Origin of the sequence: Rhizobium pisi (assembly GCF_003938655.1) — a bacterium.
GTDB lineage: Bacteria > Pseudomonadota > Alphaproteobacteria > Rhizobiales > Rhizobiaceae > Rhizobium > Rhizobium pisi.
The window spans coordinates 121,548-141,924 of record NZ_RJJT01000013.1 but is presented as its reverse complement, the minus strand read 5'-3'; the positions used below and the strand labels follow the sequence as shown (position 1 = coordinate 141,924).

At 62.2% G+C, this 20,377-nt stretch carries 21 protein-coding genes and 1 other RNA gene; 9 read left to right on the top strand and 13 right to left on the bottom strand.

From position 1 onward, the window contains the following. Positions 1–12: 12 nt before the first annotated feature. The 5 genes from rbfA to rimP all read right to left on the bottom strand — a co-directional run bounded on the left by rbfA (position 13) and on the right by rimP (position 6,369). Positions 13–417 (bottom strand): 30S ribosome-binding factor RbfA, encoded by a 405-nt coding sequence (gene rbfA / locus EFD55_RS19690; RefSeq protein WP_125846717.1) that lies wholly within the window; start codon positions 415–417, stop codon positions 13–15. Between the two features lie 150 nt (positions 418–567). Further along, the gene (infB, locus tag EFD55_RS19685; protein ID WP_125846716.1) at positions 568–3,309 is read right to left on the bottom strand and encodes a translation initiation factor IF-2; all 2,742 of its coding nucleotides are present in this window, start codon (positions 3,307–3,309) and stop codon (positions 568–570) included. A 101-nt stretch (positions 3,310–3,410) separates the two neighbouring features. Beyond that, positions 3,411–4,106, bottom strand: coding sequence for an RNA-binding protein (locus tag EFD55_RS19680; protein ID WP_183604899.1), 696 nt, complete (start codon positions 4,104–4,106; stop codon positions 3,411–3,413). Beyond that, positions 4,103–5,704: a transcription termination factor NusA gene (nusA, locus tag EFD55_RS19675; RefSeq protein ID WP_125846715.1), complete on the bottom strand. Its 1,602-nt coding sequence runs from the start codon at positions 5,702–5,704 to the stop codon at positions 4,103–4,105. The genes EFD55_RS19680 and nusA overlap by 4 nt, the downstream gene beginning before the upstream one ends. Positions 5,705–5,763: 59 nt before the next feature. Next, the gene (gene rimP / locus EFD55_RS19670; RefSeq protein ID WP_125846714.1) at positions 5,764–6,369 is read right to left on the bottom strand and encodes a ribosome maturation factor RimP; all 606 of its coding nucleotides are present in this window, start codon (positions 6,367–6,369) and stop codon (positions 5,764–5,766) included. Positions 6,370–6,613: 244 nt separating this feature from the next. On the opposite strand from rimP, the gene EFD55_RS19665 reads away from it, so the two are divergent. Further along, positions 6,614–8,245, top strand: coding sequence for an MFS transporter (locus EFD55_RS19665; RefSeq protein ID WP_125846713.1), 1,632 nt, complete (start codon positions 6,614–6,616; stop codon positions 8,243–8,245). Between the two features lie 8 nt (positions 8,246–8,253). Next, entirely contained in the window at positions 8,254–8,709 is a 456-nt protein-coding gene (locus EFD55_RS19660; protein ID WP_125846712.1) for a GNAT family N-acetyltransferase, read from the top strand. Between the two features lie 5 nt (positions 8,710–8,714). Here EFD55_RS19660 and EFD55_RS19655 read toward each other — a convergent pair whose 3' ends face one another. Together EFD55_RS19655 and recR are read right to left on the bottom strand one after the other, a co-directional pair. Beyond that, the gene (locus tag EFD55_RS19655) at positions 8,715–9,974 is read right to left on the bottom strand and encodes a lytic murein transglycosylase (protein WP_125846711.1); all 1,260 of its coding nucleotides are present in this window, start codon (positions 9,972–9,974) and stop codon (positions 8,715–8,717) included. Positions 9,975–9,985: 11 nt separating this feature from the next. Next, positions 9,986–10,591 carry a recombination mediator RecR gene (gene recR / locus EFD55_RS19650; protein ID WP_125846710.1) on the bottom strand — a complete coding sequence of 202 codons (606 nt, stop codon included), beginning with the start codon at positions 10,589–10,591 and terminating at the stop codon, positions 9,986–9,988. Positions 10,592–10,648: 57 nt separating this feature from the next. Here recR and EFD55_RS19645 point away from each other — a divergent pair, with 57 nt between their 5' ends. Beyond that, positions 10,649–11,266 (top strand): MOSC domain-containing protein, encoded by a 618-nt coding sequence (locus EFD55_RS19645; RefSeq protein WP_183736767.1) that lies wholly within the window; start codon positions 10,649–10,651, stop codon positions 11,264–11,266. A gap of 71 nt (positions 11,267–11,337) precedes the next feature. Here the strand turns inward: EFD55_RS19645 and EFD55_RS19640 are convergent, their stop codons facing one another. The 3 genes from EFD55_RS19640 to ffs all read right to left on the bottom strand — a co-directional run bounded on the left by EFD55_RS19640 (position 11,338) and on the right by ffs (position 13,688). Next, the gene (locus EFD55_RS19640) at positions 11,338–11,661 is read right to left on the bottom strand and encodes a YbaB/EbfC family nucleoid-associated protein (RefSeq protein WP_004676719.1); all 324 of its coding nucleotides are present in this window, start codon (positions 11,659–11,661) and stop codon (positions 11,338–11,340) included. Between the two features lie 22 nt (positions 11,662–11,683). Next, complete coding sequence (locus EFD55_RS19635) at positions 11,684–13,546, bottom strand: DNA polymerase III subunit gamma/tau (protein ID WP_125846708.1); 1,863 nt, start codon at positions 13,544–13,546, stop codon at positions 11,684–11,686. A 45-nt stretch (positions 13,547–13,591) separates the two neighbouring features. Next, positions 13,592–13,688: signal recognition particle sRNA small type (gene ffs / locus EFD55_RS19630), an RNA gene on the bottom strand. A gap of 89 nt (positions 13,689–13,777) precedes the next feature. On the opposite strand from ffs, the gene EFD55_RS19625 reads away from it, so the two are divergent. From EFD55_RS19625 to EFD55_RS19605, 5 genes are all read left to right on the top strand, one after another. Beyond that, positions 13,778–14,188 carry an HIT domain-containing protein gene (locus EFD55_RS19625; protein ID WP_125846707.1) on the top strand — a complete coding sequence of 137 codons (411 nt, stop codon included), beginning with the start codon at positions 13,778–13,780 and terminating at the stop codon, positions 14,186–14,188. Then, a complete protein-coding gene (gene nudC, locus EFD55_RS19620) occupies positions 14,185–15,144 on the top strand; it encodes an NAD(+) diphosphatase (protein WP_125846706.1) in 960 nt (319 codons plus the stop codon). Before EFD55_RS19625 ends, nudC begins: the two co-directional genes overlap by 4 nt. Before the next feature lie 4 nt (positions 15,145–15,148). Further along, the gene (locus EFD55_RS19615; RefSeq protein ID WP_125846705.1) at positions 15,149–15,844 is read left to right on the top strand and encodes a helix-turn-helix transcriptional regulator; all 696 of its coding nucleotides are present in this window, start codon (positions 15,149–15,151) and stop codon (positions 15,842–15,844) included. 71 nt (positions 15,845–15,915) lie between these two features. Next, entirely contained in the window at positions 15,916–16,176 is a 261-nt protein-coding gene (locus EFD55_RS19610; RefSeq protein ID WP_125846704.1) for a hypothetical protein, read from the top strand. Positions 16,177–16,313: 137 nt separating this feature from the next. Further along, entirely contained in the window at positions 16,314–16,682 is a 369-nt protein-coding gene (locus EFD55_RS19605) for a VOC family protein (protein ID WP_125846703.1), read from the top strand. A 21-nt stretch (positions 16,683–16,703) separates the two neighbouring features. Here EFD55_RS19605 and EFD55_RS19600 read toward each other — a convergent pair whose 3' ends face one another. Then, positions 16,704–17,558, bottom strand: a complete 855-nt coding sequence (locus EFD55_RS19600) for a prephenate dehydratase (protein ID WP_125846702.1) — start codon at positions 17,556–17,558, stop codon at positions 16,704–16,706. Between the two features lie 10 nt (positions 17,559–17,568). Beyond that, positions 17,569–18,324 carry a 3-deoxy-manno-octulosonate cytidylyltransferase gene (locus tag EFD55_RS19595; RefSeq protein ID WP_125846701.1) on the bottom strand — a complete coding sequence of 252 codons (756 nt, stop codon included), beginning with the start codon at positions 18,322–18,324 and terminating at the stop codon, positions 17,569–17,571. 154 nt (positions 18,325–18,478) lie between these two features. On the opposite strand from EFD55_RS19595, the gene EFD55_RS19590 reads away from it, so the two are divergent. After that, positions 18,479–19,045, top strand: coding sequence for a c-type cytochrome (locus tag EFD55_RS19590; RefSeq protein WP_125846700.1), 567 nt, complete (start codon positions 18,479–18,481; stop codon positions 19,043–19,045). A gap of 71 nt (positions 19,046–19,116) precedes the next feature. Here the strand turns inward: EFD55_RS19590 and EFD55_RS19585 are convergent, their stop codons facing one another. Further along, positions 19,117–20,064 carry an AEC family transporter gene (locus EFD55_RS19585; RefSeq protein ID WP_125846699.1) on the bottom strand — a complete coding sequence of 316 codons (948 nt, stop codon included), beginning with the start codon at positions 20,062–20,064 and terminating at the stop codon, positions 19,117–19,119. Between the last annotated feature and the right edge of the window lie 313 nt (positions 20,065–20,377).

Sequence of the window (20,377 nt, the reverse complement as noted above, 5' to 3'; positions counted from 1 at the left end):
AGTCTCTTCTGTTTATTGTTCGTCATTATCGCCGTCGAGGTCGCGGCTCACCTCGGGCGAACGCAGCAGCTCGTCGATCTTCTTGTAATTGTCGAAGCTGGTATCGTCGCGGAAGCGCACCTCCGGCATGTATTTCATCTGCCGAAGCTGTTGCCCGAGCCGGCCGCGGATAAACCGCGCATGACGGTTCAACGCCTCGATGACGACCCTGTGGTCGGAAACGCCGAGCGGCGTGACATAGGCGGTGGCGATCTTGAGGTCAGGCGACATGCGCACTTCCGAGACCGAGATCACGGTCGCCTCGATGACGTCGTCGCGCACTTCGCCGCGCTGCAGCACCTGGGTGATCGCGGCGCGAACCTGTTCGCCAACGCGCAGCATGCGCTGCGAAGGCGCGGAAGAAGTTGCTCTGGTCATTGTTATCTCTATTTGCCGATGCGGCTGGGAATCGAACCCGTCAAAGGAGAGCGTCCATGACTCTTTTGGTCGAAAAGGTCAAGTCGGCAGGTACAAAAGCCATCCGCCGGGTGGCGGATGGCTTTTGCAAAGTTGCTGTGACGCCCGGGATTAGAGCGTGCGCGTGATATGCTCGACGCGGAAGCATTCGATGATATCGCCGACGCGCATGTCTTCGTAGTTCTCGAAAGCCATGCCGCATTCCTGGCCCATCGGCACTTCGGCGACTTCGTCCTTGAAGCGCTTGAGGGTCTTGAGCTTGCCTTCGTGAACGACGACGTCGTTGCGGATAAGGCGGACGCCTGCTCCGCGCTCGACCTTGCCTTCGACGACGCGGCAACCTGCGACCTTGCCGACCTTGGTGATGTTGAACACCTCCAGGATCTCGGCATTGCCGATGAAGGTCTCGCGCCGTTCCGGAGACAGGAGGCCCGACATCGCTGCCTTCACGTCATCCACGAGGTCGTAGATGATGTTGTAGTAGCGGATTTCGAGGCCCTGGCGCTCGGCGAACTGGCGTGCCTGCGCATTGGCGCGGACGTTGAAGCCGATGATGGCTGCGTTCGAGGCTTCGGCGAGCGAGATATCCGACTCGGTGATGCCGCCTGCGCCCGAATGGACGATGCGGGCACGGACCTCGTCGGTGCCGAGCTTCTCCAGAGCGCCGGCAATCGCTTCGATCGAACCCTGCACGTCGCCCTTGATAACCAGCGGGAACTCCTTGATGCCGGCGCTCTGGCGCTGGATCATCATCTGTTCCAGCGAACCACGCTGACTGGACTGGCGGGCAGCCGCCTTGTCGCGAGCAAGACGCTGACGGTATTCCGAGATTTCGCGGGCGCGGCTTTCGCTTTCGACGACGGCGAACTTGTCGCCTGCCTGCGGCGTGCCGGAAAGGCCGAGAACCTCGACCGGGGTCGCAGGACCTGCTTCCTTCACATGATCGCCCTTGTCGGTGACGAGCGCACGCACACGGCCCCAGACATCGCCGGCGACGATGATCTGACCCGGACGCAGCGTGCCCTTCTGGACAAGCACGGTCGCGACCGAACCGCGACCGCGGTCAAGCTGGGCTTCGATAACAGTGCCTTCCGCCGTCCGGTCGGGATTGGCCTTGAGGTCCAGAATTTCGGCCTGCAGCAGGATCGCCTCGAGCAGCTTGTCGAGGTTCTTGCCCGTCTTGGCCGAAACCTCGACGTCAAGCACTTCACCGCCCATGGTTTCCACGAAGACTTCGTGCTGCAGCAGCTGGTTGCGGACCTTCTGCGGATCGGCCTCGTGCTTGTCGATCTTGTTGATCGCCACGATGATCGGAACGCCGGCCGCCTTGGCATGGTTGATCGATTCGATCGTCTGCGGCATCACGCTGTCGTCGGCTGCGACGACCAGGATCGCGATGTCGGTCGCCTGTGCGCCGCGGGCACGCATTGCAGTGAAGGCGGCGTGGCCGGGAGTGTCGATGAAGGTGATCTTCTGGCCGTTCTGCTCCACCTGATAGGCGCCGATATGCTGCGTGATGCCACCGGCTTCGCCGGAAACCACGTTGGCATGGCGGATGGCGTCGAGCAGCGAGGTCTTGCCGTGGTCGACGTGGCCCATGATGGTGACGACGGGCGGGCGTGAAACCAGTTCCCCATCCTCGTCCGACACGTTGAAGATGCCGAGTTCGACGTCGGACTCCGATACGCGCCTGACAGTATGGCCGAATTCGCCGGCGATGAGTTCTGCAAGGTCGGCGTCGATGACGTCGCCCGGCTTCATCATCTGGCCTTCCTTCATCAGGTACTTGATGACGTCGACGGCGCGTTCGGACATGCGCTGCGACAGTTCCTGAATGGTGATGGTTTCGGGCAGAACGACTTCGCGGGAGATCTTCTCGCGGGTTTCCTGCATCTGGCTGCGGCGGAACTTCTCCTGCCGACGGCGCATCGCCGAGAGCGAACGCCCGCGGGCATTGTCGTCGCCGTCTACGTTGGCAGTGGAGATCGTCAGCTTGCCGCGACGACGCTCTTCTTCCGTTTTCGGGCGCGTCGTCACCGGCTTTGCGGGTTCCGGGCGAACGACGCGGCCACGGGCCGGAGCGCCGCGTGCTGGGCCGCGATCTTCGTCTTCCGTTTCAGGGCGACGACCACGGGCACCGGCCGGCGCGGCGGCGCCGGGCGCCGGGCGGGCGGCAGCGGGTGCTGCTGCATCGGGCCGGCGCGCAGCCGCAGGCCGCGGAGCCTCCGAACGAGCTTCGGCTACGACGGGAGCCGGTGCTGCCTCAGCGGCTGCCGGTTCAGCGACAGCGGGTGCCTCGGCCTGCCGGGCAGCCTCTTCGGCGGCCCTGCGAGCGGCTTCTTCCGCCTCGGCTGCCTTGCGGACAGCCTCTTCGGCGGCACGGCGCTTTTCTTCCTCGGCACGGCGGATCGCATCCTGGGCGTCACGCGCCTGGGATTCGGCAAGCGCGCGGCGGCGGGCGTCCATCTCCTCGGGAGACAGATGGTTCAACACCACCGGGCGCGGGCGATCGTTCTGGCGCGGCTGCTGATAGGGCTGCTGCGGACGCTGGTTGGTATTGTTGTTGTTGCCCTGCTGAACCCGCGGAGCCGGCGTCGGCTGCTGCGGACGCGCCTGCACCGGTGCGGGCGCCGGTTCGGCTGCGCGGACGGGGGCCGCCGGAGCGACGGGTGTGATCGGCTTTTCGTCTTCCGGGCGCATCGGGCGCCGCTTACGGGTCTCGACGACGACCGCCTTGGTGCGACCTCGACCCATATCCTGGCGAACGGTGCCCTGGCTCATCCCCGATGGTTTCAGGGTGAGTGTCTTTTTGCCCGCTACGCTGATTGTCTTGTCGTCGTTACTATCGGTCATTCGTTCCCGTTCCTTCGGACAGGGAGCGATGACTAGATCAGACCCTGTCGTTCAATACTGTCGATCAATGAAAATGGGACCGGCCGATGCCGGTGACCGCCTCATTGTTTTTGCCGGCCAGCGCCGCCCGCTGCCCGGGACTGACCGCCAATACGGTACTGTTCGAGCATCTTTGCGCGCTTCACTACACCCTCACCCGCCTGCCCTGCAAGCACTGCGGCATGGATAAAAGCATTCTGGCCCATCAGGCCTTCCATTTCGCTCTCCGAGAAGAGACGGAAGGAAGGTATCTCCTCCTCGGTCTCCATTCCGAGGTGCCAGGCCTTGCGGGCCTGGTCGATTTTCCGGACACCATCGTCCGCTGCACCAGTCGAATGGAACACCGCAAGGGCTGCTCCGCTTCTCACCGCGGCATCCACTTTCGCGGACCCGCTGACGAACTGGCCGGCTTTCCGCGCCATGTTCATCATCTGCATCAATTGCGCCACGAGCAGCCGATCGACGCTCGCGCCGAGATCGTCCGCCGCCTTCACATCCATTTTCAGCGCGCGGGCGAAGAGCTTCTTCGCCACCGCCCTGTCGACCAGCGACCGGTCGATCTTCACCCAGCATCCGCGTCCCGGAAGCTCGCGCTTCAAGTCGGCGACAACTGTTCCATCGGGAGCCGCAACGAAGCGGATCAGCTCTTCCGGCGATCCGCTTTCGCGCGTCACGATGCACATGCGTCCATTCACGTCATAACCTGCAAGATCGTCGTCCTCATCAGGGAGAGCGTCCGGCTCATGCGCGGTCATCATGCTTCTTGTTCGGCTTCGGTGACCTCTTCCTCGGTCCCCTTCGCCAGGTCCTCTTGCGTGATCCAGCCAGCCGAGAGGCGGGCCTGGACGATCATCTGTTCAGCCTCGACGCGCGAGACGTCGAACTTCGAGAACAGGCCTTCGAATTTCTTCGTTTCGCCGTTCTTACGTTCCGTCCAGCCGACGAGGTCATCAGCGGCGCAGCCGGCGAAGTCCTCGATCGTCTTGATGCCGTCTTCGCCGAGCGCGACCATCATCTGGGCGGTCATGCCGTCGATCTCGCGCAGCTCGTCCTGGACGCCGAGCGCCTTGCGCTTCTCGTCCATCTCGGCTTCGAGACGCTCAAGGAATTCGCGGGCGCGGGTCTGGATTTCCTGCGCCGTATCCTCGTCGAAACCGTCGATCGAGGAGATTTCGTCGAGATCGACATAGGCCAGTTCCTCGACGGCGGCAAAGCCTTCCGAGGCGAGCACCTGGCCGACCATCTCGTCGACGTCGAGCGAATCCATGAAGAGGTTGGTGCGCTCGTTGAATTCTTTCTGACGGCGTTCCGATTCCTCGGCTTCCGTCATGATGTCGATGTCCCAGCCGGTCAGCTGCGAGGCGAGGCGGACGTTCTGGCCGCGGCGGCCGATCGCAAGCGACAGCTGCTCGTCGGGAACGACGACTTCGATACGCTCGGCATCCTCGTCAAGAACGACCTTGGCGACTTCGGCCGGCTGCAGGGCGTTGACGACGAAGGTCGCCGGGTCCTGCGACCAGGGAATGATGTCGATCTTCTCGCCCTGGAGCTCGCCGACGACGGCCTGAACGCGCGAACCGCGCATACCGACGCAGGCGCCGACCGGATCGATCGACGAGTCGTTCGAGATCACGGCGATCTTGGCGCGCGAACCCGGATCGCGGGCGACCGACTTCACCTGGATGATGCCATCGTAGATTTCAGGCACTTCCATGGTGAAGAGCTTCACCATGAACTGCGGATGCGTACGGGACAGGAAGATCTGCGGGCCGCGCTGCTCGCGACGGACATCATATACGTATGCACGGACGCGATCGCCATAGCGAACGTTCTCGCGCGGGATCATTTCGTCGCGGCGGATGATGCCTTCGCCGCGGCCGAGGTCGACAATGACGTTGCCGTATTCGACGCGCTTGACAGTGCCGTTGACGATTTCGCCGACGCGATCCTTGAATTCGTCGAACTGGCGGTCCCGCTCGGCTTCACGCACCTTCTGCACGATCACCTGCTTGGCGGACTGTGCGGCGATACGGCCAAAATCCATCGGCGGCAGCGGATCGGCGATGAAATCGCCGAGTGCGGCGTCCGGGTTGCGGTCGCGGGCAAGTTCCAGCGGGATCTGCGTCGAATAATCCTCGGCCTTGTCGACGACTTCGAGCAGGCGCTGCAGCCGGATTTCGCCGGTCTTTGGATTGATGTCGGCGCGGATGTTGGACTCGGTGCCGTAACGCGAGCGTGCCGCCTTCTGGATGGCATCGGCCATTGCGGCAAGCACGATCTCACGGTCGATGACCTTTTCGCGCGCCACTGCATCTGCAATCTGCAGAAGTTCGAGCCGGTTCGCACTGACTGCCATTGTCTTGTTTCTCCGTCTTTACTCCGGGGTTCCCGTCCCTGGAGCGGTCTGTTGATCGGTTATTCCTGGTCGTCCGCTTCGTTCTGGTTGGCGGCCTGCGCTTTCGCCAGCTTGTCGGCGCGCAACGCATCGCGGATCAGGTCGTCGGTCAGAATGAGCTTCGCTTCGCTGAGCGCCGTGAAGGGAATGATGACCTTCAGTTCTTCCCCATAGGCAACCTGGTCGCGCTCAAGCGTGAAACCATCTGCGTCTGCTTCGAGGATCTTGCCACGGAAGCGCTTGCGATTGCCGACCATGATCGACGTCTCGCATTTCACAAGGTGGCCCTGCCAGCGGACGAAATCGGATTTCCGCACCATCGGACGGTCGATGCCGGGCGAAGACACCTCGAGATGATACTCTTTATCGATGGGATCTTCCACATCGAGGACCGGAGAAATCGCCATCGAGACCTCTTCGCAGTCCTGAACCGTCATTGTGCCGTCATTGCGTTCGGCCATGACCTGCATCGTTGCGCCGTTCTGGTTCAGCATGCGGACACGGATAAGCTTGAAGCCCAAGCCGATGAGAACGGGTTCGATGATATCGGCAAGACGCTGGTCGAGGCCGGTCTCCGTAATCAGCCGCGGCTCATGTTCATTGTCTGCGTTTGTCAGGTCCGACAAGCGGTGCGCTCCTCGCAATTTCATGCTGTTCGGGCGATCGCGCTAATAAAAAAGAGCGGGTCCTTGCGGCCCACTCTTCATCAAGCGATCAAGAATTTGAGTGCGATATAGTCGGCTTTTTCCCAAATTGCAAGGTCTGAGACCGATTCCGCCATTTCGCTTCCTGTGGGATGAACGTGCCTATGGCCTGTGCGGGTCTTGCGCATATATTGCCGAGGACACAAGAACAAAAGCGGGAGGGATCGTGGCGTATACTTCGTCGACATTGGCGCCTTTGCGGCACGATACCTATCGTGCCATCTGGTTTGCGAGCCTCTCCTCGAATTTCGGCGGCTTGATCCAGGCAGTCGGCGCGGCCTGGATGATGACGACGATCACCGCCTCAGAGGACATGGTGGCGCTGGTGCAGACCTCGACGGCGCTGCCGATCATGCTGTTTTCCCTGATATCCGGCGCCCTTGCCGACAATTATGATCGTCGCCGGGTCATGCTGACGGCGCAGTGTCTGATGCTGACGGTTTCAGCGCTGCTGACCGTTTGTGCCTTTCTCGGCTGGATCACGCCCTGGCTGCTGCTCTTCTTCACCTTCCTGATCGGCTGCGGCACCGCGCTCAACAATCCCTCCTGGCAGGCCTCGGTCGGCGATATGGTGCCCCGCGCCGATCTGCCGGGCGCCGTCACGCTGAACAGCATGGGCTTCAACATCACTCGCAGCGTCGGCCCGGCGATCGGCGGCGTCATCGTGGCGGCCGCCGGCGCGGCTGCTGCCTTCGCGGTGAACACGCTGAGCTATCTCGCCCTCATCTATGCCCTGCTGCGCTGGCGGCCGAGCCTGCCTGCCTCGACCCTGCCGCGGGAGGCGCTCGGCAGCGCCATCTTTGCGGGACTACGCTATATCTCGATGTCGCCCAACCTGGAGAAGGTTCTCGTCAGGGGCCTTATCTTCGGCATCGGCGCCAGCTCGATCCTGGCCCTGCTGCCGATCGTCGCCCTCGATCTGGTCGCGGGCGGTCCGCTGACCTATGGCTTCATGCTCGGCGCCTTCGGCATCGGCGCGATCGGTGGCGCGGTGCTGAATGCAAGGCTTCGCCAGATGCTATCCAGCGAGACGATCATTCGCTTCGCCTTTGCCGGTTTCGCGCTGAGCGCCGTCATCGCCGCCTTCAGCCCGAGCGCGCTCCTCACCTCTGCTGGGTTGCTCATCTCCGGCGCCTGTTGGGTCTCGGCGCTCTCGCTCTTCAATACGATCGTCCAGCTTTCGACGCCGCGCTGGGTGGTGGGTCGCGCGCTGTCGCTCTATCAGACCGTCACTTTCGGCGGCATCGCCGGTGGCAGCTGGCTCTGGGGTGTTGCCGCCGACCGTTATGGCGTCTCCGACGCGCTGCTGATGTCTGTTGTCGTGATGCTGCTTGGCATTGCGATCGGCCTGCGTTTTTCCATGCCGGCTTTCGCCTCGCTCAATCTCGATCCGCTGAACCGCTTCACCGCGCCGGCTCTGAGCCTCGACATCACGCCGCGCAGCGGCCCGATCGTCATTCAGGTCGATTACGAGATCGCCGATGCCGACCTTGCCGAATTCATGGAACTCATGAGCGAGCGCCGCCGCATCCGCATCCGCGATGGTGCCCGGCATTGGGCGCTGATGCGCGATCTTGAAAATCCCGGGCTCTGGACGGAAACCTACCATACGCCGACCTGGGTCGAATATATCAGACATAACCAGCGGCGCACGCAGGCCGATGCCGAAAACATCGACAGGCTTCGCGCGCTCCACCGCGGCGAAGGTCTGCCCCATGTTCACCGCATGATCGAGCGGCAGGCCATTCCGCCTGATAGCGACGTCTTCCACAAGGCGCCGATCGATCTCCATCATTGAGGATAGGTATGCATAGTTTCAGGCTCGCTCGCCAATCCGATCTCGCCGCCATCGTCCGGCTTCTCTCCGACGACGATCTCGGCGCCGCCAGGGAGATCGTTTCCGATCCCGTCGACCCGCGTTATATCTCGGCCTTCGCCGCGATCGAGGCGGATGCCAATCAGTTGCTGGCTGTCACCGTCGATGCGGCCGGCGAGGTCGCCGGCTGCCTGCAGCTGAGCTTTCTTCCCGGTCTTTCCCGGACCGGCATGTGGCGAGGTCAGATCGAAAGCGTGCGTATCGCTCGCGATCTTCGCGGTTCGGGTCTCGGCGGCCAATTCATCGAATGGGCGATTGCCCAATGCGTCGAGCGTGGCTGCGGCCTCGTGCAGCTGACGTCAGACAAGACGCGGGCGGATTCGATCCGCTTCTACGAAAAGCTCGGCTTCGTCGCGAGCCATGAAGGGATGAAGCGCACTCTCTGAAGCGCTTACTGCAGCTTGCCCTTCATCGTGGCCTCGGGAAAACAGGTCGGCTTCATGCCGTTCTTCGCCTGCCACTGGCCGATCGAACGCCGTGTCTTATAGCCCGGCAGACCGTCGGAGCCCCCGACGTCATAGCCCTGCCGTTCCAGCGCCTTCTGCATGCCGGCGACATCCGAACGCAGCATCTTGCCGACATCGCCCCATCGGCCCTCGAAGGCGCCGCCATTAGCGGCGATCCGGTCGGCAAGGTTACCGATATAGAGCGCGTAGAGATCGGAATTGTTGTATTCCTTGATGATGTAGAAATTCGGCGTGACGATGAATTCCGGCCCGTCGCGGCCGGCAGGCACCAGCATCATGCCATCAGCCTTCATCTCGCCTAAAGGGAAGCCCTTGCCCGATATGCGTTCGATGCCGAGCGAGGCCCAGTGCGAAAGCGGCTTCGCCAGGTCGGGCCCCTCCTGCGCGCAGGAGACCGCCTCCGGTATCGACACCTCGAAACCCCAGTCGCGCTCGCGCTGCCAGCCCTTCTTGACCAGGAAATTGGCGATCGAGGCGAGCGTATCCGGCACTGAGGTCCAGATATTGCGGTGGCCGTCGCCGTCGAAATCGACGGCATACTTCAGATAGCTGGTCGGCATGAACTGCGGCTGGCCGAGCGCGCCCGCCCACGAGCCCTTGAAATCGGCGGGCGTCACGTCGCCGCCGTCGAGAATATGCAGCGCCGCCACCAGCTCGGTGCGGAACATATCCTTGCGCGTCGACATGAAGGCCTTGGTCGCCAGCACCTCGATCGCCGAATTCGGGATCTTCGCGGCCCCGAAACCTGTCTCCCGGCCCCAGATGGCAAGCACGATCGAACCCGGCACGCCATAGGTCTTCTCGATCCGCTTTAGCGTCGAGCCATATTGCGCAGCAAAACCGCGCCCGGTTGCGGCAAGCTTTTTCAGCCGGTCTTCGTTGAAATAGGGACCGGGCGAGGAAAATTCGGCCTGCGTCTGTTTCTGCTCCTTGGGCGGCGGGAAGCCGGGCGGTACGAGATCCGGCAGGTTCCAGTTCAACGTGATACCAGAGAAAGCGGCCTTGAAAGTCTTTTCGGAAATCCCGTTTGCCTTCGCCTCCGGCCAGAGGTCGCTCTGCACCCATTTTTCGAACTGCGCCTCGACATCGGCCTTGGAAGGGGCTGCGAGGGCGGGGAGGGGAAGCAGAGCGGCCGCTAAAGCGAGTGCGAATAGCCGCAGCCGCCGTGGAGCATTTTTCGGCATATCCAAGCCCCTCATATCACCGTCCGCGCCCGAAGGGCCGCTGCAAGCGTGCCCTCGTCGAGGTAGTCGAGTTCGCCTCCAACAGGCACGCCATGCGCCAGCCGCGTGATCTTCACCTCGAGCCCCTGCAACTGGTCGGTGATGTAATGCGCCGTCGTCTGCCCCTCGACCGTCGCGTTGACCGCGATGATCAATTCCCGGATGCCGCCTTCGCCGATCCGGTCGATCAAGCCGCGAATGTTGAGGTCGTCAGGCCCGATCCCGTCGAGCGGCGACAGCGTGCCGCCGAGCACGTGATAGGCGGCGTTCATCGCGCCCGCCCGCTCCAGCGCCCAGAGGTCGGAAACGTCCTCGACGACGATGATGACGGATTGATCGCGTTGCGCATCGGTGCAGACGGTGCAGGGATCGACCGTATCGACATTGCCGCAACGCGAGCAGATCTTCACCTTGTCATAGGCTTCGCCCATCGCATTCGACAGCGGGCCGAGCAGCTGGTCCTTCTTCTTGATTAGATGCAGTGCCGCCCGGCGCGCCGAGCGCGGCCCGAGGCCCGGCACCTTCGCCAGAAGCTGGATGAGTTTTTCGATTTCGGGGCCGGTGACTCGTTTTGCCATGCGCCGTTCTTAGCTGATATGGAACGAAAACGGAATCGCGGAAGGATTGGCCATCCCATGAAAATCCTTGCCCTCTGCACCGGCAATTCCGAAAGGCTGCCCGGCAAGAGCTACAAGACCGGCATCTTCAAGCACCCCGTCAACGGCGCCGTGATGATCGATGCCGAAGGTCTGGTCGGCGATGCGATCTGCAACCGAAAACACCATGGCGGTATCGATCAGGCGGTCTATATCGAGGGATCGCTGACGCTCGACTGGTGGAGCGGGGAACTCGGCAGGCCATACGAACCCGGCACCTTCGGCGAAAACATGGTGATCTCAGATCTCGACAATCGCGACGTCGCCGTCGGCGACCGCTTCGTCACCGGCGATCTCATCGTCGAAGTCACGTCGTGCCGCATGCCCTGCGCCACCTTCGCCGCCAGTATGGCCGATCCGAAATTCGTCACGCATTATACCTCCGCCGCCCGCCCCGGCCTCTATTGCCGCGTTATCCGGGGCGGCGTCGCTGAGGCCGGAATGCCGGTGGAGCATCAGCCCTTTTCCGGAGAGAAAGTGATAATGCCGGAGCTGATGGAAACCTTTGGCCGGCGGCTTTCCGAGATGGATCGGGCGCGATATCTCGCTGCTCCAATTCACTACAAGCTACGGGCGGTGCTCGAAGCGCAGCGTTAGAGCGGATCTCACCCGCGCGACAGGTGTGTCGTTCTTAAAGTGGGTGAAAATGAAAATCGAATTGCCTGCTATCAGAACGGCAGCTTGAAGCCGGGCGGGATCGGCAGGCCTGCGGTCAGCGCCTTGGTCTTTTCGGCGGCGAGCGCCTCGGCCTTGTCCTTGGCGTCCTTGTGGGCAGCGACGATCAGGTCCTCGAGGATCTCAACATCGTCTTCTTTGAACAGCGACGGGTCGATCTTCAGGCTTTTCAGCTCGCCCTTGCCCGAGATGACGACGGTGACGAGGCCGCCGCCCGCCTTGCCTTCGGCCGTGAGCTCGGCGATCTCCGCCTGCATCTGCTCCATCTTGGCCTGCATTTCCTTGACTTTGCCCATCATGCCCATGATGTCGCGCATCGTCTCACTCCTTCTTGAAACTTTAAAATTCTATGTCGTCGCCGGGCAGGATGTCACCTTCCTCGGATTCGGCGGCAGCGGGCGGCGTCGCCTCGCCTTCCTCGTCCGGTTCCGGCGCCCGTACGCGCACGTCGATGATCTTGGCGCCCGGGAAATGCGCCAGGATCGCGGCAACATCGGGATCCTGGCGCGCATCGCTGACGCGCTGTTCCTGCGCCTTGGCCTCCGCCTCCACCATCGTCGGCCCGCCCTCTTCGCGGCTGGTGCTGACTATCCAGTGGATTCCAGTCCATTCCTTGAGCTTGACGGCGAGTTCGTTAAGCAGCGTGTTCGGCGCACCTTCGGTGAGGTTCACGTCCAGCCGGCCGGGCTCAAGACGGACCGGACGCACGAAGTTGCGCACCAGTGCCTTCAATTTGACATCGCGCTTCTCGCCCGCGAGGTCGACGATATCGCCGATGGAGTTGATGCGCACGAGCGGCTTCGGAGCCTCTGCAGGCTTTGCCTCGATACGGCCGACATTCTGCGGCTCGGGATTGGGCACGGCGCGCAGCATCGCAGTCGGCCCTGAGGGTAGCGGTCGTGGTGTCGGCTCGGGCGCGCGAGCGGCGACACTGCTCTGATAGGGAACCCGCGTGCCGTTGCTGCTGCCGGAAGGCGAAGGGGAGGGCCGCTGGCCGGCATTGTCGCCGGAAAATTCGGCAAGCCGCCGCGCCGCGTCCTCGGGCGCCGGCAGATGCGCGGCATGCGCCAGCCGGATCAATACCATCTCGGCAGCACCCGCCGTCCTTGACGAGCCTTCCGTTTCCGGAATGCCCTTCAGCAGCATCTGCCAGATGCGCGACAGCGTCGTCACCGCGACGCCTTTGGCGAATTCCGCCGCCTTGGTGCGTTCGACCTCGCTGAGCGAAGGATCGTTTGCCGCGTCCGGCACATATTTCAACCGCGTCACCAAATGGGTGAAATCGGCAAGGTCGGTCAACACCACGACAGGATTGGCGCCAGCCTCGTACTGGCTCTGGAATTCGCCGAGTGCTGCGGCCACGTCGCCTTTGACGATATGCTGGAAGAGATCGACGATCCGGGCGCGGTCGGCAAGGCCGAGCATGCCGCGCACGGCTTCCGCCTGCACGGCGCCGGCGCCATGCGCGATCGCCTGGTCGAGCAGCGACAGGCCGTCGCGCGCGGAGCCTTCGGCCGCACGCGCGATCATCGCCAGCGCGTCCGGCTCCGCCTCGATGCCTTCCTTGGACGCGATGGTCGAAAATAGCCCGACAAGATCGGAGGCGCTGATGCGGCGCAGGTCGAAGCGCTGGCAGCGCGACAGGACCGTGATCGGCACCTTGCGGATTTCGGTGGTGGCGAAGATGAACTTCACATGTTCGGGCGGCTCTTCGAGCGTCTTCAACAGGCCGTTGAAGGCCTGTGTCGACAGCATGTGCACTTCGTCGATGATATAGACCTTGTAGCGCGCCGAAACCGGTCGGTAGCGCACCTGCTCGATGATCTCGCGGATATCGTCGATGCCGGTATGGGAGGCGGCGTCCATCTCGATCACGTCGACATGGCGGCCTTCCATGATCGCCTGGCAGTGCTCTCCGGGCACGCGAAGGTCGATCGTTGGCTTGTCGATCTCTGCGGTCTTGTAGTTCAGCGCCCGCGCCAAGATGCGCGCCGTCGTCGTCTTGCCGACGCCGCGCACGCCGGTCAGCATATAGGCCTGTGCGATACGGCCAGTCTCGAAGGCGTTGGTGAGCGTGCGGACCATCGGCTCCTGGCCGACCATCAGGTCCGTAAAATCCTTGGGGCGGTATTTGCGAGCCAGCACTCGGTATCCGGTGCCTGTCGAGGCGGCATCTTTTGATTGTCGCTCGGTGTCGCTCATCGCCCTGCTTGTCGCCCGGACTGTCGGGCACTTCGTGGAGAGAAGGTGGGAGGCTGGCACGATGACCCGTGCCGGGCTCGTTAGGGCTGCTTCCTTCCGGACCTGACCCGGTTGGCGAGTGGCTCGTCCACCACCAACCTCCCGGATGCACATATCGGCAATATCGTCATCAAAAGCAAGCCAACATGACAAAAAACTGCTAGTCGTTGGAAAACATGAGGAGATTGTCCTTTGAACGGCTTTGCGCTCGACCCCAGGCTGGAAAATGACAGCATCAGCATCATGGTCACAGGCCTCTGTGATCTGAGATTGTCGCAGGATGCCCGCTGGCCCTGGCTCATTCTCGTGCCGCGCAGGGCAGGAATTACCGAAATCTTCGAGCTGACGCCGCTCGACCAGGTGCTGCTCGCCTTCGAGACGGAGGTAGTCGCCAGCGCGCTCAAGAAGATCACCGGCGCGACAAAAATCAATATCGGGGCTCTTGGCAATATCGTCCGCCAGCTTCATGTTCATGTCATTGCCCGCTTCGAAGGCGACGCCAACTGGCCGGGTCCTGTCTGGGGCTTCGGCCGCGCGGAACCCTACGAAGACGGAAAGAGAGACGAATTCATAGCGAAGCTGCGGGAAGCCCTTTCATCATGAATCATTCGCTTTTCGATTCGGATGTGCCGCATCCGGAACCCAGCAATCTCACTGCCTTTGCAGCAAATGATCTCAATCGCGATTCCGAGCATCGCGACGAGCAATCCGTCGAAAAGGCGCTGGCCAAGGAAGGCACGCATATATTCGCCTTCGCTAGGGACAAGCTGGTGCTGAAGCACGACGGTCAGGTGCTCGATCCGCTCTTTGCCCGCTACGAGCTCAAAGAATTGCAGCCGGATTGGGACGAGACGGTGCTTCTCGGCTACCGCAAATCAGGCGAGCCGCGCCTTGCCGTTCCTGTCGGCATCGACGTCGACGACCTCGCCAGCCAATATAAGCCTGCCGACGGCCGCACCCTGTTTCGTGAGATGCTGATCGACGAGGTGTTGCTCGGCGAGTTCGCCCAGGCCGCGAGCCTCATCCGCTGGAATGGCGACAACCGCTTCTGCGGCCGTTGCGGCTCGGCGATGGAGATCCATATCGGCGGCTACAAGCGCGTCTGCACTGCCTGCGAACATATGATCTTTCCCCGCACCGACCCCGTCGTCATCATGCTGACGATCGATGAGGAGCGCGACCTCTGCCTGCTTGGCCGCAGTCCGCACTTCGCTCCGGGCATGTATTCTTGTCTTGCCGGCTTCCTCGAACCCGGCGAGACCATCGAGAATGCCGTGCGCCGCGAAACGCTCGAGGAATCGGGCATCCGCACCGGTCGCATCCGCTATCACGCCTCGCAGCCCTGGCCGATGCCGCACTCGCTGATGATCGGCTGTTATGCCGAGGCGAAATCCACCGAAATCAGCCGCGACGAAACCGAGCTTGAGGATTGCCGCTGGTTCACCCGTGAGGAGACGCTCGAGATGCTGGAGCGCCCCGGCGCGACCGGCAAGGCCCCGCCGCCGAAAGGGGCGATCGCCCATCGCCTGATGCGCGACTGGGTGGAGTGGAAGCGCTAGTGCCATGCCCGTCGCACGCTCCGAACGGCTGCTGACGCTGCTCCAGACGCTTCGGCGTTATCGGCGGCCGGTGACCGGCACGGTGCTGGCTGAGGAGACCGGCGTCAGCCTGCGCACGCTCTATCGCGATATTGCGAGCCTTCAGGCCCAGGGCGCGATGGTCGAAGGCGAAGCGGGCATCGGTTATGTGCTGAAGCCGGGTTTCATGCTGCCGCCGATGATGTTTTCCGAAGAAGAGCTGGAGGCATTGGTGCTGGGCTCCCGCTGGGTGGCCCGCGCCGCCGAGCCGCGCCTTGCCGGCGCCGGCGCCGATGCGCTCGCCAAGATTGCCGCCGTGCTGCCGTCCGACATGCGCGAAATGATCGATTCGGCAGCCCTCTTCGTTGGCCCCAAACGCAGGGACGAGGACAAGGCCGATGTCTCGGCCATCCGCAAGGCGATCCGCTTGGAGCGTATCCTCGAGCTGCATTACGGCGACGAGCAGGGCCGCATCTCCCGCCGCCGCGTCTGGCCCTTCGCGCTCGGCTATTTCGAGCATGTGCGCATCATCATGGCCTGGTGCGAGCTGCGCCAGGATTTCCGCCATTTCCGCACCGACCGCATCATCGACATGGCGCTGCATGACGTGCGTTATCCGCGCCGCCGCGCGGTGCTCCTAGAGGAGTGGAGAAAGACACAGGACGTACCGGTCGAGAACTGAATGCTGCTGCCATAAACTGTCAGCAGCCGGGGTTATTATCAGTCTCAATCCATCAGGAAGGAGTACTGATCATGGTAACGCCCCCCGTCATTCAGCAGGCCGGCGATCGTTTTGTCACCGATAGCTTTGCCGACATCATTTCGGCCGAAACTTTCGCCGACGTCCGGCAGTCGGCACGCTCCGGCCTGCTGCGCCTGGCCATCAGCTTTTTCCGGATCTCCGGCGAAAGCCGCTCGAAACTCGATGTTGAAGCGACACCCGATTACCTGAAGCGAGATCTCGGCTTCATGGATGGACGCAACCCTCATCACGAGGATCGGCTCCCGCTTTAGCCGCAACTCATCATCAGTATTCTGCCCGGCGAGAACAGGGCGTTGCTTTGGCAGCGTCCCCCTGCTGTCTGCTGCCATAACTTGGCAGCAGACCATTCCTCGTCGTGGCTTATTCACGAGCCAACGGGAAAACCGAAATGACCAGCCCCAATATGATAATTCTCTACGTCAAGGATCCGGCCGAAAGCACCGGCTTCTACCGGAACCTGCTGAATCGCGAACCGGTCGTGGAGGCGCCGAATTTCGTCGCCTTCCCGCTCGATGGCGGCTTCACGCTCGGCCTCTGGCGGCGCAGCAAGGTCGAGCCGCAGCCCTCCGCCATCGGCAATCGAGGCGAGGTGGCCTTCATGGTCGCGGGGGAAAATGCCGTTGCCAATCACTATGAGGACTGGCGCAAGCGCGGCCTGCCGATCGCGCAGGAACTGACCGAGCTCGATTTCGGCCCGACCTTCGTCGTGCTCGATCCCGACGGGCATCGGCTGCGTGTCTGTGAGCCGGATAAGTAATAACTGAATGACGAGGCCTGCTTAAAGCAGGCCTCGCATCGGATGTCCCTTGTAGACGCCGAGGATGCGCACCTTCTCGGAGAAGAACCGCAATTCCTCCAAAGCCCGGCGGACGTTCGGATCGTTCGGATGGCCTTCGATATCGGCGTAGAACTGCGTCGCCACGAATTTTCCGCCGAGCTGGTAGCTTTCCAGTTTCGTCATGTTGATGTTGTTGGTGGCGAACCCGCCGAGCGCCTTGTAGAGCGCGGCCGGAATGTTGCGGACGTTGAAGACGAAGGTGGTGACGACCTTTTCCTCAGCCGAATTGCGTTGCGCCCATTCCTCGTCGCGCGACAGGATGACGAAACGGGTGACGTTGTTTTCCGTATCCTCGACATTTTCGGCAACGATCTCAAGCCCGTAGAGATCGGCGGCCAGGCGCGGCGCAAGCGCCGCCATCGACCGGTCGCCGGTTTCCTTGACGAGCTTCGCCGCCCCTGCCGTATCGCCGGCGATAACAGGCTTCCAGCCGTTGGCGCGCACGATCTTGCGGCACTGCCCGAGTGCGTGGATGTGGCTGTGCACCGTGCGGATCTCGTCCTTGGTAACGCCCGGCAGCACCATCAGCTGGAAGCGAATCGGCATGAAATATTCGCCGATGATATGCAGCCGCGATTCCGGCAGCAGATGATGGATGTCGGCGACGCGGCCGGCGATGGTGTTCTCGATCGGGATCATCCCGATATCGGCATCGCCGTTGTCGACCGCCGTGAACGCATCCTCGAAAGTCTGGCAGGGCAGCGGCTCCATGGTCGGAAACATGTCGCGGCAGGCCATGTCGGAATTGGCGCCGAATTCGCCCTGGAAGGCGATCCTGTTGGTCTTGATGTTCATGATGTTTCCGTCAGTTCGACTTTGCGGAGAGGATGCGCCGCGCTTTTTCAAGGTCGGCCGGAGTATCGACACCGAGCGGAACTGTGTCAACGATCTCGGCATCGATGCGCATGCCGGCTTCCAGCGCTCTGAGCTGCTCCAGCGATTCGCGCCGTTCGAGCGTCGAAGGGCCGAGCGAGACGAAGCGTTCCAGTGCTGCACGCCGATAGGCATAAAGGCCGATGTGGTGATAGAGCGGCCCCTGGCCGTGGGGCGCCGTCGCGCGCGTGAAGTAGAGTGCGTGCAGACGGGTCTCGGAGACCGGCGAGCCGACAATCTTGACGATGTGCGGTGCGGTCTTGTCCTCTTCGTTGTCGATCTCGGTCGTCAGCGTGCCGATATCGACAGCCTCGTTCTGAAGAGGGCGCAGGGCTGCGCGCACGGTTTCGGGATCGATCGTCGGCAGATCGCCCTGGACGTTGACGATGATTTCCGCCTTTCCATCAGGATCGACCTTCGTCAGCGCTTCGAAAATCCGGTCCGAGCCCGATTGATGATCCTTGCTGGTCATGACGACTTCGAAGCCGGCTGCGGCCACCGTATCGAACACCTGCTGGTCATCGACGGCAACGACGACGCGGCCGATGGCAGCCTCCCTGGCGCGCATCGCCACCTGCACGATCATCGGCAGACCGCATATATCGGCGAGCGGCTTGCCCGGAAGCCGGGTGGAGGCCATCCGCGCCGGGATCAATACGAGCACGTCGTCTAAATTTGAATCACTCATTGTTCGGGCCTTCTATTCCGGGCTGAAAAGTGTCAAAAAGTCTCACGCACGAGACCATTTAGACAGTTGCAACGATCCGCCAAAAGACATAGGTTCCGCGCGATTTCAAGATGGTCCGGTTTATGGTCTGCCGGCTGCAAGGGGAGCATTGCAGATGAATTCATACGTCAATACGGCCGTGGGGGCACTGCTCGGAACGATTTTCGTTCTGATGTCGGTCTCTATCGCGTCCGAAGGGATCTTCCATTCCGAAGCGCCGGAGAAGGAAGGTTTCGCGATCGTTGCCGAAGAGGCGCCCGCCGCTGGCGGTGAAGCTGCGCCTGCCGCAGCTGCCGTTCCGATCGCGCAATTGCTCGCTTCTGCAGATGCCAAGGCCGGTGAAACGGTCTTCAAGAAGTGTCAGGCCTGTCATGACGGCACCAAAGGGGGACCGAACAAGGTCGGTCCTAACCTCTTTGGTGTCGTAGATCGCCCGATCGCCTCGCATGAGGGCTTCGCCTATTCCGCTCCCATGAAGGATTTCTCCAAGGGCAGCTCTGAAAAGTGGACCTTCGAGAACCTGAACAAGTTCCTGACTGCGCCGAAGAAGGACGTTCCCGGTACGGCGATGGGCTTTGCAGGCCTGCCGAAGGATCAGGATCGCGCCAACGTCATCCTCTACCTGCACACGCTCGCCGATTCGCCGGTGCCGCTGCCGGATCCGAAGACGGCGACGCAGTAAAAGCCGCTACACAGTTGCATGACATCGGAAGCCCGGCCGCAAGCCGGGCTTTTGTAGTTCATGGTGCAGGTTCACGCGCCGAGGAAATAGGCCCAGAGCGAGACGGTAATGGCGCCGAGCGCCGTCGTCACCGAAATCGTCGACGCGGCAAGGCTGTGACCGACGCCGAAACGATTGGCGATCAGCCAGGCGTTGACCCCCGTCGGCACCGAGGAGGTCAGAACGATCGCCGCCGTCCATTCGTTGCTGAGGCCAAGGAGGTGGCTCGCTGTCCAGACGCAGCCCGGCAACAGCAGCAGCTTGAGACTCGATGTCACGCTGGCAATGCCGAGATTGCCGGAGACGCCGTATCTCTCCAGCGCCATGCCGAGCGAGATCAGTGCCGCCGGGCCGGCAATGCCGGCGATCTGCCCGACGACCGTGGCCAGTGCCGTCGGCATGGTGAGGCCAGAAAGATGCATGGCCATGCCGGCCGCAAGGCCGATCACCAGCGGATTGCGTATGAGATTGATAGCGATCTGGCGAAGCACGAACACCATGCTGCGGTCGCTTTTGCCGGCGATCTTCCGCTCCGCATGCTCCATCAGCACTGTGCCGGCGACCATCATCACGGGCAGATGGACGGCGAGAAGGATCGACAACGCCACCAGCCCCTCGTCGCCGACGGTGCGCTGGACGAGCGGCAGTCCGATGAAGACATTGTTGGCGAAGGCCGAGGAGACACCGGCCAGCACGCCGATCCGTTCGTCGCGGCCGAAAAGGCGTGTGGCGGCGAGATGACCGGCGGTCCAGGTGATGGCGACGGCAGAGAAATAGACGATCCAGAGACGGAAAGGCGACTCGCCGTGGAAATCCGCCTCGGCTATCGTGCGGAAAAGCAGAAGCGGCACAGCGATCTTGAAGACGAATTCGCTGAGCCCGTCGCCGACATCCGACGTCATCAAGCCGCTGCGGACGATCACCCAGCCGATAAGAATCAGGATGAAAATGGGAAGGACGTCGAGAATGATGGCTGACATGGGGGAGGCTGCTTTGCTCGGGGGGAGTGTCCGATCTCTAGCAGCAAACCGCCTGGATTGAAAAGGCAAACGCCACCTGATCCGGTAGCCCTGGCATCCGCAAAGCAAAAAAAGCGGGCACGGCCCGCTTTTCCGCTCCGGCTCCGCCGGATATCCGGATCACGACGCTGCCAGTTCATCCGTGGTCAGCATCGCGTCGGCAAGGTCGAAGGGATCATCCCTCGCGCACCCGGCTGCAACCGAAGGCTGCTCATGCCGGTCTTGTTGCGAGCATATCTAGATTTTGAAGATGACAAGGGCATGACGAATAAGC

Excerpts from the sequence above, each read along its gene's own strand:
- rbfA (WP_125846717.1), bottom strand. The coding sequence starts at position 417 with ATGACCAGAGCAACTTCTTCCGCGCCTTCGCAGCGCATGCTGCGCGTT.
- infB (WP_125846716.1), bottom strand. The coding sequence starts at position 3,309 with ATGACCGATAGTAACGACGACAAGACAATCAGCGTAGCGGGCAAAAAG.
- EFD55_RS19680 (WP_183604899.1), bottom strand. The coding sequence starts at position 4,106 with ATGATGACCGCGCATGAGCCGGACGCTCTCCCTGATGAGGACGACGAT.
- nusA (WP_125846715.1), bottom strand. The coding sequence starts at position 5,704 with ATGGCAGTCAGTGCGAACCGGCTCGAACTTCTGCAGATTGCAGATGCA.
- EFD55_RS19660 (WP_125846712.1), top strand. The coding sequence starts at position 8,254 with ATGCATAGTTTCAGGCTCGCTCGCCAATCCGATCTCGCCGCCATCGTC.
- EFD55_RS19655 (WP_125846711.1), bottom strand. The coding sequence starts at position 9,974 with ATGCCGAAAAATGCTCCACGGCGGCTGCGGCTATTCGCACTCGCTTTA.
- recR (WP_125846710.1), bottom strand. The coding sequence starts at position 10,591 with ATGGCAAAACGAGTCACCGGCCCCGAAATCGAAAAACTCATCCAGCTT.
- EFD55_RS19645 (WP_183736767.1), top strand. The coding sequence starts at position 10,649 with ATGAAAATCCTTGCCCTCTGCACCGGCAATTCCGAAAGGCTGCCCGGC.
- EFD55_RS19640 (WP_004676719.1), bottom strand. The coding sequence starts at position 11,661 with ATGCGCGACATCATGGGCATGATGGGCAAAGTCAAGGAAATGCAGGCC.
- EFD55_RS19635 (WP_125846708.1), bottom strand. The coding sequence starts at position 13,546 with ATGAGCGACACCGAGCGACAATCAAAAGATGCCGCCTCGACAGGCACC.
- nudC (WP_125846706.1), top strand. The coding sequence starts at position 14,185 with ATGAATCATTCGCTTTTCGATTCGGATGTGCCGCATCCGGAACCCAGC.
- EFD55_RS19615 (WP_125846705.1), top strand. The coding sequence starts at position 15,149 with ATGCCCGTCGCACGCTCCGAACGGCTGCTGACGCTGCTCCAGACGCTT.
- EFD55_RS19610 (WP_125846704.1), top strand. The coding sequence starts at position 15,916 with ATGGTAACGCCCCCCGTCATTCAGCAGGCCGGCGATCGTTTTGTCACC.
- EFD55_RS19605 (WP_125846703.1), top strand. The coding sequence starts at position 16,314 with ATGACCAGCCCCAATATGATAATTCTCTACGTCAAGGATCCGGCCGAA.
- EFD55_RS19600 (WP_125846702.1), bottom strand. The coding sequence starts at position 17,558 with ATGAACATCAAGACCAACAGGATCGCCTTCCAGGGCGAATTCGGCGCC.
- EFD55_RS19595 (WP_125846701.1), bottom strand. The coding sequence starts at position 18,324 with ATGAGTGATTCAAATTTAGACGACGTGCTCGTATTGATCCCGGCGCGG.
- EFD55_RS19590 (WP_125846700.1), top strand. The coding sequence starts at position 18,479 with ATGAATTCATACGTCAATACGGCCGTGGGGGCACTGCTCGGAACGATT.
- EFD55_RS19585 (WP_125846699.1), bottom strand. The coding sequence starts at position 20,064 with ATGTCAGCCATCATTCTCGACGTCCTTCCCATTTTCATCCTGATTCTT.